Genomic DNA, 13039 nt, shown 5'->3' with positions numbered 1-13039 from the left:
CGAGAGATGGGAAGGCGGGCATTGCCCGGCCGCCCGGCGAAGGCGCCGGCGGCAGGCAGTCCCGTAAGGGAAGTGTTACTTCGGCTCGGTCGTAATTGTTCGCAGCGCGCGCACCAGCCCCTCGAGCATCGTGGCAACGCCCAGACGCGTCAGCTTCAACGAGAGGGGCTGCACTCGCCGGACATCCACCTGGAACTGGACGTCCCGGAAGGCGGTGGCCAGGGGCTTCATGCGCGGCAACGCATCGCCCCGAAAGTTAACACGCGCCTCCCCGCCGCGCACCAGGATGCCCTCAATGCCGAGCCGGCCGCCCACCAAGCGCAACTGGACGGAGGCGACGTAGGCGACCGCCGGCGCCGGGAGCGGCCCGAACCGGTCGCGCACCTCGTCCCGGATGGTTTCAATGGCTTCCACCGTCGGCGCGGCGGCCAGTCGCCGGTACAGGTCGAGCTTCGCGTCGGCCGAGGCGATGAAGTCGTCGGGGAGGAAGCAGGGGATGTCCATGGAGACATCGGCCGGGGGCGGCGGGGCGGCGGCGGCGCCGCGCTGCAGGCGCTGGACCGTCTCCTCGAGCATCCGCAGGTACAGGTCGAAACCCACGGCGTGCACGAACCCCGACTGCTCCGGGCCGAGCAGATTGCCGGCGCCGCGCAGTTCGAGGTCCTTGAGGGCGACATGATAGCCCGCGCCGAGCTCGGTGTGATGCTCCAGCACCTTGAGCCGGCGCTCGGCGTCGAGATCGACCTGGGTGTCGGGGACGAGCAGGTAGCAGTAGGCCCGACGGTGCGACCGCCCCACCCGGCCGCGCAGCTGGTACAGCTGGGCGAGGCCGAACCGGTCGGCGCGGCTGACGAACATCGTGTTCGCGTTGGGCACGTCGAGGCCGCTCTCGACGATCATCGTGCTCACCAGCACGTCGATCTCGCCGCGGACGAAGCGCGCCATCACCTGCTCGAGGTCGCGCTCGCGCATCTGGCCGTGCCCCACCTCGATGCGGCCGCGGGGCACGATGCGGCGCAGGTGGTCGGCCACCGCTTCGATGGTCTCGATGCGATTGTGCACCACGAACACCTGCCCGCCGCGGTCGAGCTCGCGCGCGATCCCTTCCTCCAGCAGCCCGTCGTCCCACGGCTCGAGGAAGGTCAGCACCGGGGAGCGGTCGCGGGGAGGCGTCTGCATGAGCGTGAGGTCGCGCAGGCCGGCGAGCGCCTGGTGCAGCGTGCGCGGGATCGGCGTCGCCGTGAGCGTCAGGACGTCGGTCTCCAGCTTGAGCTGCTTCAGGCGCTCCTTGTGCTTCACCCCGAAGCGGTGCTCCTCGTCCACGATGATGAGCCCGAGCTGGCGAAACTCCACATCGGGCGAGAGAAGGCGGTGCGTGCCGATGACGATGTCCACCGTGCCCGCCTTCAGCTCCGCGAGCTCGGCCTTCTGCGCCTTCACGGTCTGGAAACGGGAGAGCACCGCGATCTTCACCGGAAAGTCGGCGAGACGCTCGCCGAAGGTGCGCGCGTGCTGCTCGGCGAGGATCGTCGTTGGGACGAGCACGGCCACCTGCCGCCCGCTCTGCACGGCCTTGAAGGCGGCCCGCACGGCGATCTCGGTCTTGCCGTACCCGACATCGCCCACCAGCAGGCGATCCATGGGGCGCGCCGCTTCCATGTCGCGCTTCACGTCCTGCGTGGCGCGCAGCTGATCGGGCGTGTCCTCGAAGAGGAACGAACTCTCCAGCTGCTTCTGCCACGCGCCGTCGGGGTTGTGCGGCGGACGGTGCGCCACGTGGCGCCGCGCGTAGAGCTCAAGCAACTCATGCGTCATCTCATGAATAGCGGCGCGCGTCTTGTCGCGCTGTTGCGCCCACTTCTTGCCGCCCAGCCGGTGGAGGCGCGGCGGCGGCGCGTCCTCCGACAGGTCGGTCGCGTGCCGGAAGCGCTCCACCTGGTCGATGCGATAGAGCGGCACGTTCAGCCGGTCGCCGCCCTCGTACTCGATGACGATCACCTCGATGGTGCTCTCGCCGACGAAGATCGTCTCCATCCCGCGGTAGATGCCGACCCCGTGCTCGAGGTGCACCACGAAGTCGCCGGGCTTGAGCGCGCCGACGAGTTCGAGCGCGGTACCGGCCGCGTACTTGCGGGCGCGGCGTATGCGACGGTCGCGCCGGAAGATCTCGTGGTCGGTAAGGACGCGCAGGCCGTCGGGCGCGCCCCGCGGCGGTATGACGAAGCCGCCGCCGAGCACGCCGATCGAGAGGGCCGGGAGCGCCTCGCGTCCCTTTGGCGCCAGCAATTCCTCAAGGCGTTCCGCCTGCCCCGCGTTGTCGCACAGGATGACCGTCGGCGTGCCATCGGCCACGACCGCGCGCAGGCGCGCCATGTCGCGTTCGATCGGCTCGGGCGGCCGCAGCGGAAAGGCCAGGCCAGCGTCCCCCTCGGGCGGCACGATGGCCAGGGCCGCGAAACGGCGCAGCGCCGCCGCGGCCACTTCGGGCGGCTGCAACAGCTCGTCGCGCGCGGCCACGTCCTCGCCGCGCCGGCGCGCGAGTTCGAGATGGTGCGCCGCCTCGTCCCACGTGCGCCGCAGCTCCGGCTCCACGTGCACGCCTTCGGGCACGATGACCAGCGAATCGGGCGGCCACAGGTCAGCCATCGAGTGACGCGCGGGTGCGTACTCCGCGGCCGGCCTGCCTTTGCCGGAGCGTGGCGTCGATGCGGATGCTGGCAGGGCATCGAGACGGGCGTCGGCATCGAGCTCAGCGTCGGCATCCCGCCGGGCGTCAGGCACGACGTCGACAGGCAGGACGACGGCGCGCTCCACCGACCGCGTGGTCCGCTGGCTCGACAGGTCGAATTCGCGCAACTCTACCAGCTCGTCGCCCCAGAATTCGAGGCGCACCGGGGCGGGCATGCCAAAGCCGTACGCGTCGACGATGCCACCGCGCACCGAGAACTGCGCGACGTCCTCCACCATCTCCACGCGCTCGAAGCCGATGCGGGCGAGATGGTCCGCGAGATCCTCGAGGCGCCACGACGCGCCGCGCGCGAGTTCGAGCCGCGATTCGGCCAGCGCCTGCGGCAGGCGCGTGCGCTCCTGCGTGGCCCGCAGGGTGGTGACCAGAATGCGCACCTGGCCGCGGTTGAGTCGTTCGAGCGTTTCCACCCGCTCGCCCGCAACTTCGGCGTGCGGCTCGACCTCGCCGAAGCCCTCGCGCGACGGGTACAGCGCCACCATGCCCTCGCCGAGCAGCGCCTCGAGGTCGGCGAGCCAGCGTTCCGCCTCCGGCACCTGATCGGCAATGACGATGTGCAGGCGGTTGGGCGCGTCGTGCGCGAGCGCCGCGACGAGCAGCGCATCACCCGAGCCGGCGAGGCCCGTGACCGCCAGCGGCTCGCCCGGACGCGGCATCTGGGCGCGCAGCGACTGGAACTGCGGCAGCGCCGTGAAACGATCGAGGAGGAGCGGGAGCGGCATCGGCTAGCCCGTCTCCGCTGCATCGCGGCGCGAAACCCACGTTTCGAGGGCCAGCAGCGCAAGGACTGCGAGGAGCAGAGCGGCGAGGATCGGGCGCGGCGACTTGTCCGACCAGGCCCGCGCGGCGATGCGCGCGACGTCGTCCGTCCCCGACGCCTCACCGCCGGCGAATCGCGACGCGATGGAGGCCGCGCTCGCGCGCTCCAGCACCGACTCGCCGCTCTCGGCGGCCACCACCACCGCGCCGGCCCGCTCCGCACCGCGTCGCAGGAAGTAGACCCCTCCGGCCGCGCTCGCGCGGAACCGCGCGCCGTCGAGTGCGAGCACGGTGCCGTCCGGCGCCTCGAGCCCCGTCGCCCACGCCGGGCGCGCAATCCACGCGAGCGGCGACGTGTCGATCACCGGCCCGGCATCGGCGGCCAGGCGCCGCGCGATCGTGCGATCGAGCCACGGCAGAAAGGGCGCGCGCACCGGCAGGTCGGTATCCGCCGGGTCGAGCGCGAAGGCCGTGAGCACCCACCCCTCCCCGGCGACGATGACCGGCTCGACGCCCACCCTGGCCAGCGTGTCAGACGGCGCGGCGCCGACCCGCTCGAGCGCGTAGTAGCGCAAGGCGCTCGCGCCGTCGAGGCCGTCCCCGCGCATCGGCACGGGTCCCGCACGACGTTCACCGAAGCGCCACGGAATTCGCGCGCGCTCGAGCGCGCGATTGGCGAGCGCCACGCGCGCCGGGTCGCTGGGCGCGGTCAGCAGCGCCGGCAACGCCGTGCCGCTCTCCGCGCCGGCAACCGTCACGCCGTTTCCTTCGCGCACCCGACCATCCGCGGCCAGCGCCGCCAGCGCCGTGCGCGCGAACGCCCCGGCGGACGCATCGACGCGCGCCGCGGGGGCCGGGCCGACATGCAGCGCGAAGGGGCGCGCGTCGTCGGCGCGCAACTCGTCCGGCGGCAGCTCGATCACACCCGACGTCCAGCCGCGGGCGGCCGGCGCGGCGGCGGCTTCAATTGTCCCGCCGCCGGCCACGGTGCCGCGTGCGAGCGTCGTCGAGCCCAGCGCGGCGCGCCACGTCACCGCGTCGCGCGCCAGCACGGTGGCGCGCACCACGCCGCGCGGCGCCCAGTGCGGCGGATCGGCAACGGCGCGCGTCACCGCCCGATTCGCTGGCGGCGGCGTGCCGGGCGCGTAGAGGAGCAGCGGCGCCGACGGACGCGGCAGCTGCGCCGGCCACGCGCTCGCCTGGCCATCGGTGACAACGACGACGCGTGCGGCGGGCAACCCTGCCCCGCTCGCCAGCGCGGCGGCGGTGCGCACGGCGGCGGGCAGGTCGCCGGCCCCCGCGCCGCTCGTGATGTGGTCGACCGCCGCGCCGACCACGGACGCCGCCCCTCCCGTCACGGCGCCATCCGCCGTCACGACCCAAAGGCGGTCGCTGGACCGCGCGCGCTCGAGCACGGCATGCGCCGCCTCCTGGAGGCCGGCAAGCACCGGCCGGCCCCCCACGACCGCGCCGGTGCTCATCGAGTTGTCGAGCACCACGGCCAGCGCCGTCGGCCCGTGCCCACCGACGCCGAGGCGCGCCAACGGCCGGGCGGCGGCGAGCGCGAGGAGCAGCACGATGGCGACGCGCAACGCCATCAGCAGCACGTTGCGGACCTTCAGTTCGCGCGCGTGCTCCTGCTCCGCGCGCAGCAGGTAGCGCACCGCGGGAAAGTCGAGCCGCATCTCCACCTTGCGGCGACGGAGGTGCAGCCAGAGCGGGAGCGCCGCGGCGAGTCCCAGCAGCAGCGCGAACGGCGCGAGGAAACTCACGGCAGGCGCCGGCGTGACAGGAAGGCGCGGCGCACCGGCACGACGAACGGCGCGTCGGTGTAGATCGGCTCATAAGACGCGCCGGCCCCCGCCAGGCGCGACCGCCACTCGGCGATCGCCTCGTCCACCGTCGCGCGATAGGCCGCGCGCACGTCGCCAACCGAGGCTTCGACTTCCGTCCCCGTCTCGGGGTCCACGAAGACCAGCTCGGCGCCCGCCACCGAGAGGTCGTGCTCGGCGGGATCGAGCAGGTGCAGCACGGTCACCTGGTGCCCCGCGCCGCGCAGCACCTGCACGGCCCTGACGGTCTCCGCCGCATCGAGGAGCAGGTCGCTCACGATGATCACCATCCCCGGACGCGGCACCAACCGGGCCGCCCGCATGAGCGCGCCCGGTGCGTCGCTCCCCAGGCCGGCCCCCGGGTCGCTGAGCGCGGCGAGAATGCGCCGGAAATGCAGGTCGCGCGACCGCGGCGGGAGGACGGTGCGCACCTCGTCGTCAAAGCGGATCAGGCCGACGGCGTCGCGCTGGCGCAGGAGGAGCAGCGACACGGCGGCGACGAGCGTCTCCGCGTACTGCATCTTGGTGAGCCGCGCGGGCGAGCCCGACCAGTGCATGGATTTCGAGACGTCCAGCACCACCGTCGCGCGGAGGTTGGTCTCCTCCTCAAACAGCTTGATCAGCCACTTGTCGGCGCGGGCGGCCATCTTCCAGTCCATGTACCGCAGGTCGTCGCCGGGCATGTACGGGCGGTGCTCCGCAAACTCGACGGAGAAGCCCTTCTTGCGCGACCGATGCAGCCCGGTGAGGAAGCCTTCCACGACCCAACGCGCACGAATCTCCAGCCCGCCGAGCGCATTCAGCTGGGCGGGATCGAGGAGCTCGGGACGCTGCGTGTTGGCGGGGCCTGTCATGACGCGTCCTAATAGTACGCAGTGGCGCACCAAAACGCGGGGTTCGGCTCGGCTCCGATGACTTTCTCACCACGGAGGCACGGAGGACAACTTGAGGGCCACGGAGAACGACGACTCCTTGGGGTTACGGCGAGCGCCACGTGAAGCTCTGCGAAGCGCGCTGTCGTTCCCCCAAGTTGGTGGTAGTTCTCCGTGGCCCTCTAGTCGTCCTCCGTGCCTCCGAGGTGAAAAAGGCACGAGTACCACGCCAATCCCGGCCCGTTCACCTTGGACCCAGCCCCGCAATCGGCTAACTTTCAAGGCTAACCCGAACCGCACCGTCGTGGACCAGAGCCGCATCCGCAACTTCTGCATCGTCGCGCACATCGATCACGGCAAGTCGACGCTCGCCGACCGCCTGATCGAGGCCACGGGCATGCTCCAGAAGCGCGAGATGAAGGCCCAGGTGCTCGACACCCTGGACCTCGAGCGCGAGCGCGGCATCACCATCAAGCTCAACGCCGTGCGCATGTCGTACACGGCCGCCAGCGGCGAGACGTTCGAGCTCAACCTCATCGACACGCCGGGGCACGTGGACTTCACCTACGAAGTCTCGCGGTCGCTGGCGGCGTGCGAGGGCGCCATCCTCGTGGTGGACGCCTCGCAGGGGATCCAGGCGCAGACGCTCTCGAATCTCTTCCTCGCCATGGAAGCGGGACTCGAGATCATCCCGATCCTGAACAAGATCGACCTCCCCGGCGCCGAGCCGGAGAGGCGGCGCGAGGAAGTGGTGGGGCTGCTCGGCTGCCAGCCCGAGGACGTGCTCCTCGTCAGCGCCAAGGAAGGTCTGGGCATTCCTGAGCTGCTCGAGGAAGTCGTCCGCAAGGTGCCGGCCCCCAAGGGCGACCCGGCGGCGCCGCTGCGCGCCCTCGTCTACGACTCGTACTACGACAAGTATCGCGGCGCCATTCCGAGCGTGCGCGTCGTGGACGGCACGCTGAAGAAGGGGATGCGCATCACCTTCGGGGCCAACGACGCAGTCTACGAAGTGGACGAGGTGGGTTACAACCAGCTGCGCCAGGTCCCGGTGGACGCGCTCAGCGCCGGCGAGGTGGGCTATGTGGTCGCCAGCGTGCGCTCGGTGAAGGAGACGCGCGCCGGCGACACCGTCTTCGACGCCGACCACCACGCCGAAGTGCCGCTCCCCGGCTATCAGGCGGTGAAGTCGTTCGTCTTCGCGGGCGTCTACCCCACCGACACGCAGCAGTACGAGGACCTCCGCGACGCGCTCGAGAAGCTCCAGCTCAACGACGCGTCGCTGCACTACACCCCCGAGACGTCCACGGCGCTCGGCTTCGGCTTCCGCTGCGGCTTCCTCGGGCTGCTGCACATGGAGATCGTGCAGGAGCGGCTCGAGCGCGAGTTCGACCTCGACCTCGTCACGACCGTGCCGAGCGTGGAGTACCACGTCTACAAGACCGACGGCGACATGCTGCTGGTGGAGAACCCCGCGCTGATGCCGGCCGCCGGCGTGATCGACCGCATCGAGGAGCCGTTCGTGCGCGCCCGCATCATGGCGCCGGCCGACTACATCGGGCCGATCATGACGCTGGGCACCGAGCGCCGGGGTGTCTACAAGGGCATGCACTACGTCGACACGACGCGCGTCGAGATTGCCTGGGAGTTCCCGCTCGGCGAGATCATTCTCGATTTCTTCGACAAGCTCAAGTCGATCTCGCGCGGCTACGCGTCGCTCGACTACGAGATGCTCGAGTATCGCGCCAGCGACCTCGTGAAGCTCGAGATGCTCATCAACGGCGACCCGGTGGACGCCTTCTCGGTGATCATCCACGAGAGCAAGGCGTACGACTGGGGGCACAAGATCGCGGTGAAGCTCAAGGAGCTCATTCCGCGGCAGTTGTTCGAGGTGGCCATTCAGGCCGCCATCGGGCAGCGCGTGATCGCGCGCACCACCGTGAAGCCGGTGCGCAAGGACGTGCTCGCCAAGTGCTACGGCGGCGACATCAGCCGCAAGCGCAAGCTCCTCGAGAAGCAGAAAGAAGGCAAGAAGCGCATGAAGAGCGTCGGCTCGGTGGAGATTCCGCAGGAGGCATTCCTCGCCGTCCTGCAGGTTGACTGAGTGGCCTCGCTCGTCATTCAGACCTCGTTTCTCGGCGACACCGTCCTGTCGACCCCGCTGATCGCGGCGCTGGCGGAGCGGGGCCCCGTGGACGTCGTCGTCACCCCCCACGGCGCGTCGCTGCTGCGCGGCAATCCCGCGGTCCGCGAACTCCTCGTCTACGACAAGCGCGGGGCGGACGCCGGCATGCTGGGCCTGCGTCGGCTGGCGCACCGCCTCCGGGGCCGCTACGACGCGGTCTACCTCGCGCAGGGTTCGTTGCGCAGCGCCGTGCTGGCCCGCGCGGCGCGCATCCCGCGGCGGGTGGGCTTCGACACCTCCGCGGGGCGCGCACTGTACACGGAACGGGTGCACTACCGCCGCGACGCCCATCACGCCGAGCGACTGTGGCGGCTCGCCGCCGGCGACGCGGCGCCGGCGCCGGCTTCGGAAATCATCCGCCCGCACCTGTATCCGTCGGCCGAGGACCGCGCTGCCGTCGACACGCTGCTCGAGGAACTCCCGGATGGCGGCCCGCTCGTCGCGGTCGCGCCGGGGAGCATCTGGGGCACCAAGCGCTGGCCGCACGTCGCCACGCTCGTCTCGTCACTCGATGAAGTGCGGTTCGTCATCATCGGCAGCCACGAAGACTCCGCCCTTGCCGAGACGGTCGCCGCCGCCGCCCCGGGACGCGTGCTCGATGCGACGGGCCGGCTGGCGCTGCTCGCGAGCGCCGAGATGATCGGCCGCTGCGCCGTGCTGGTGGCGAACGACTCGGCCCCGACGCATCTGGCCTCCGGCATCGGCACGCCCACGCTCACGATCTTCGGCCCCACGGTGCCGGCGTTCGGCTTTGGCCCCCTCGCCCCGCGGTCGGAGGTGCTTGGCGTCGAGGGTCTCCCCTGCCGGCCGTGCCATCCCCACGGCCCCAAGGAATGCCCGCTCGGCCATTTTGCCTGCATGCAGACGCTGGAGCCCTCGCGGGTGGCGGCGCGCGTGCGCAATTTGCTCTCATCACTCCCCGCGTCCTCATGACCGCGTCCTCCAAGTACGTCATCGGCGTCGATATCGGCGGCACCAACCTCGTGGTCGGCGCCATGCCGGCCGATGGAAGCCGAGAACTCGGCGTGCATTCGCTGCCCACGCGCGCCGCGCTCGGCGCCGACGCGGTGATCGAGCGCATCCGTGAGATGATCGAGACGACCATCGCGACCGTCATCCGCGAGACCGGGGCGACGCGTGCACAGTTCCTGGGCGTCGGCGTCGGGTCGCCCGGACCGCTCGACCGCGAGAAGGGACTCGTCATCCTGACCCCCAACCTCGGCTGGAAGGATTTCCCGCTCCGCGACCTGGTCAGCACGTCGGTGGGGCTTCCGGCCGTGCTCGACAACGACGCGAATTGCGCGACGCTCGGCGAGTGGTGGCTGGGCGCCGCGAAGGGCGCCAGGAACGTGGTGGGTTTCACGCTCGGCACGGGCATCGGCGGCGGCCTCATCCTGGACGGACGCCTGGTGCACGGCGCGAGCGACGTGGCGGGCGAGATCGGCCACATGACCATCGAGGCCAACGGCCGGCGGTGCGGCTGCGGCAACTACGGATGCCTCGAGGCCTATGCGTCGGGCCCGAACATCGCGATGCGCGCCCGCGAGGCGCTGGCCGGCAGCGAGCCCTCGCTCATCCCCGAACTGGTGCAGGGCGACCTGGGCAAGCTGACGGCCGCGATCGTCTACGACGCGGCGGCCAAGGGCGATGCGATTGCGTCGGAAGTGGTCAAGGACACGGCGCGCTTCCTCGGCATCGGCGTTGCCAACATGCTCAACGTCTTCAACCCCGACGTGGTGGTGCTGGCCGGCGGCGTGGCCAAGGCGGGGGACTCGTTGTTCGTTCCGCTGCGGTCGGAAGTGCGACGCCGGGCGTTCAAGCCGGCGGTGGATGCCTGTCGCATCGTGCCGGGGTCGCTCGACGGCAGCGCCGGCATGGTGGGCGCGGTCGCCGCCTTCCTCGCTGAGCACCCGGTGGCGTGAAGAAGCGCCGGGTCGGCGTCCTCGGCACGTTCGTCTGGGACGTCATCTACGGTCGCGACGTGCGGACGGCCCCCGTGCAGGAGTGGGGCGGCATCACCTATGCGCTCGCGGGGTTCGACGCCGCCCTTCCCGACGACTGGGAGATCGTGCCGATCATGAAAGTCGGCGACGATCTGTCCCGCGAGGCGCGCACCTTTCTCTCGACGCTCCGCCGGCTCGCGGCGGATGCGGCGCCCGTCCTGGTGCCGTATCCCAACAATCGGGTCGAGCTTCGTTATGTCGACGCCGAGCGCCGCAGCGAAGTGCTGACCGGCGGCGTGCCCGGGTGGACCTGGCAGGGGTTGCAGCCGCTCGTCGCGGACCTCGACGCGCTGTACGTGAACCTCATCTCGGGCTTCGAGCTTGACCTCGAGACCTTCACCCTGCTCCGCCAGCACTTCGGCGGCCCGATCTACTGCGACCTGCACTCGCTGGTGCTGGCGGTGCAGCCCACCGGGCTGCGCACGCTGCAGCCGCTCCCGCGGGTCGGCGACTGGTGCCGGTGTTTCGACGTGCTGCAGGTGAACGAGGACGAGCTGTCCATGATGGCGCCGGACGGGCTGGCGCTGGCGGCCACGGCCCTGGCGGCCGGGGTCCAGTCGCTGGTGGTCACGCTGGGGCCGCGCGGGAGCGTGTACTTTGCGCCGTCGCATTTTGCCCGCCTAGCGGACCGCCGGGCCGAGCGCCGGCCGCTGGGATCGGCCCCGGGCGCCCTGCGCACCGAACGGCTGGCGCCCGCCGCCCATCAGGTGCACACCGAAGGGGACCCCACCGGGTGTGGCGACGTGTTCGGCGCAACCTTCTACTCACGACTGCTCGCGGGTGATATAATCACGGATGCGCTGCGCGCGGCGATCGGCGCCGCGGCCCGCAACGTTGAGCACCGCGGAGCCACCGGGCTCGCGCATTTCCTCCGTGGAGAGCTGAGTCCCTCGTGAACGTCATCACCGTGCCGTCGTCGCTGGACGACCAGAGCTTCGAGCAGGTGCTCGAGCAGCTCGCGCCATTGCCAGCGGACGCCCGCATTCTCATCGACGCCCGCAACACGACCTGGGCGTCGCCGTACGGGCTGACCGCACTGCTGACGCTCGCCCAGACGCGCGCGGAAAAGCCGCAGTTCATGCCCCCGGTGAAGGACGACACCTCGTCGTACTGGTCGCGGGCAAATTTCTTTCGCTATGCGGAGGACCTGTTCGAGATCGTCGGGAGCGTCCCGTTCCAGCGCCCGGAGCGCGATTCGCGCACCCTGCTGGAGATCACCCCGGTCTCGCGCAGCGACGACGTGCACACGGTCGTCGAGCGCATCCAGGCCAAGGCCGCGCACATCCTCACCGAGAACCTCCACCTGGAGTCGCGCGCCGTCATGGGCTTTGCGATGGCGCTGTCCGAGGCCTGCCAGAACATCGTCGAGCACGCGGGGCGCGGCGGCTGGGTGGCGGTGCAGAACTACAACTATCGCAAGCGGATGGGGCGGCACGTCGTGCAGATCGCGGTCTGCGATGCGGGCGTTGGCATCCGGCAGTCGCTGGAAAGCGGCAATCGCCGTCCGCTCACCGACCGCTGGGACGACGGCGTCGCGCTGGAGTCGGCGGTGATCCAGGGGACGAGCCGCTTTCCCGACCACGGGCGCGGCCAGGGCTTCAAGGGGATTCGCGGATACCTGCGGAAGTGGAAGGGCAAGCTGGCCGTGCGCAGCGGCACGGCCCGCGTGGCCGATGTGCCGCCGTGGGACGACGATGTGGTGCGACGTGACCACCTGGCGCCGATGCCGGGCACGCAACTCTTCATCATGATTCCGGAAGAGGTCGATCGGTGACCATGCCGCACACCATCGACGTCTGCGCCGTGCTGCGGAGCGCCGTAAACCAGAACTACGGCAACCTGCTCACGCGTGACACGGGCATGGCCGTCCGTCACCAGATCGAGCGCGAACTGATGGCCAACCGCGAGGGGGGCATCACGTCGCTCGACTTCTCGAGCATAGGCCTGATGGACTATTCGTGCGCCGACGAGGTGGTGGCCAAGCTGCTCGTCCTCCTGCAGAACGATGACCTCACGCGCGGCGGCTACGTGATATTCCGCGGCATCGGCGAGGATCACCTGGAACTCGTGGAATCGGTGCTCAAGCACCACGGGCTGGCGCTCGTCTGCCTCTGCGAGGACGGCAATCCGCGCCTCATCGGCCGCGTGAGCGAGGCCGAGCGCCGCGCCTGGGACATGGTGCGGGTACGCGGCACGGCCTGCCCCGCCGACCTGGCCGACGAGTTCGGGTTCGGCGAGGACTTCGTGGCGGGCGTGCTTGACGAACTCTCGCGCCGACGGCTCCTGCGTCGCGGCACCAGCGGGTTCGTCGCGCTCGACGCGACCGAGCAGGTGCAGTGATGACCACGGGGTACAATCCCCCCCTGCAGGTCGTCGGCTTCATCGCCACGCGGCGCGGCGATGCCGAGCGCGGCCCCGCCGTCCTCGTGCGCCCCGACGACGCCACGCTGCGCGGCGTGGAGAACGCCGAGATCGTGTGGATCTACGGACCGCGGCGCCATGACCTGGCCGCGGTGATCATCGACGACACGCTGCCGCGCGGCGGAGTCATCGTGCGTGACGTCGCCGGCCTTGCCCCGACTGAGATCATCCGCCTCGTGCGCGTCGACACGGACCGACCCGTGCTGAATCCCAAGCCGATCTGA

Annotated in this window: 10 protein-coding genes; 7 read left to right on the top strand and 3 right to left on the bottom strand. The window is 70.8% G+C overall.

Annotation, left to right across the window (positions count from 1 at the left end):
• Positions 1-75: 75 nt before the first annotated feature.
• Genes mfd through VGJ96_01595 form a run of 3 tightly spaced genes read right to left on the bottom strand, consistent with a single transcriptional unit; the run spans position 76 to position 6191 of the window.
• Positions 76-3468 carry a transcription-repair coupling factor gene (mfd, locus tag VGJ96_01605; GenBank protein ID HEY3285797.1) on the bottom strand — a complete coding sequence of 1131 codons (3393 nt, stop codon included), beginning with the start codon at positions 3466-3468 and terminating at the stop codon, positions 76-78.
• A gap of 3 nt (positions 3469-3471) precedes the next feature.
• Complete coding sequence (locus VGJ96_01600) at positions 3472-5277, bottom strand: BatA domain-containing protein (protein ID HEY3285796.1); 1806 nt, start codon at positions 5275-5277, stop codon at positions 3472-3474.
• Positions 5274-6191, bottom strand: coding sequence for a DUF58 domain-containing protein (locus VGJ96_01595; GenBank protein ID HEY3285795.1), 918 nt, complete (start codon positions 6189-6191; stop codon positions 5274-5276). The genes VGJ96_01600 and VGJ96_01595 overlap by 4 nt, the downstream gene beginning before the upstream one ends.
• A gap of 322 nt (positions 6192-6513) precedes the next feature.
• Here VGJ96_01595 and lepA point away from each other — a divergent pair, with 322 nt between their 5' ends.
• Genes lepA through VGJ96_01560 form a run of 7 tightly spaced genes read left to right on the top strand, consistent with a single transcriptional unit; the run spans position 6514 to position 13039 of the window.
• A complete protein-coding gene (gene lepA, locus VGJ96_01590) occupies positions 6514-8310 on the top strand; it encodes a translation elongation factor 4 (protein HEY3285794.1) in 1797 nt (598 codons plus the stop codon).
• Complete coding sequence (gene waaF, locus VGJ96_01585; protein ID HEY3285793.1) at positions 8311-9324, top strand: lipopolysaccharide heptosyltransferase II; 1014 nt, start codon at positions 8311-8313, stop codon at positions 9322-9324. It abuts the gene before it with no gap.
• On the top strand, positions 9321-10313 hold the full coding sequence (locus VGJ96_01580; GenBank protein HEY3285792.1) for an ROK family protein: 993 nt from the start codon (positions 9321-9323) through the stop codon (positions 10311-10313). Before waaF ends, VGJ96_01580 begins: the two co-directional genes overlap by 4 nt.
• Complete coding sequence (locus VGJ96_01575) at positions 10310-11290, top strand: carbohydrate kinase family protein (GenBank protein HEY3285791.1); 981 nt, start codon at positions 10310-10312, stop codon at positions 11288-11290. The genes VGJ96_01580 and VGJ96_01575 overlap by 4 nt, the downstream gene beginning before the upstream one ends.
• On the top strand, positions 11287-12168 hold the full coding sequence (locus VGJ96_01570) for a hypothetical protein (protein ID HEY3285790.1): 882 nt from the start codon (positions 11287-11289) through the stop codon (positions 12166-12168). The genes VGJ96_01575 and VGJ96_01570 overlap by 4 nt, the downstream gene beginning before the upstream one ends.
• Positions 12165-12734, top strand: a complete 570-nt coding sequence (locus VGJ96_01565) for a hypothetical protein (GenBank protein HEY3285789.1) — start codon at positions 12165-12167, stop codon at positions 12732-12734. The genes VGJ96_01570 and VGJ96_01565 overlap by 4 nt, the downstream gene beginning before the upstream one ends.
• Complete coding sequence (locus VGJ96_01560; GenBank protein HEY3285788.1) at positions 12734-13039, top strand: hypothetical protein; 306 nt, start codon at positions 12734-12736, stop codon at positions 13037-13039. The genes VGJ96_01565 and VGJ96_01560 overlap by 1 nt, the downstream gene beginning before the upstream one ends.

It is taken from the genome of Gemmatimonadaceae bacterium, from assembly GCA_036504815.1.
Taxonomy (GTDB): Bacteria; Gemmatimonadota; Gemmatimonadetes; order Gemmatimonadales; family Gemmatimonadaceae; genus PNKL01.
The sequence above is the reverse complement of the archived record's forward strand: the minus strand, read 5'-3'. Positions and strand labels throughout refer to the sequence as shown.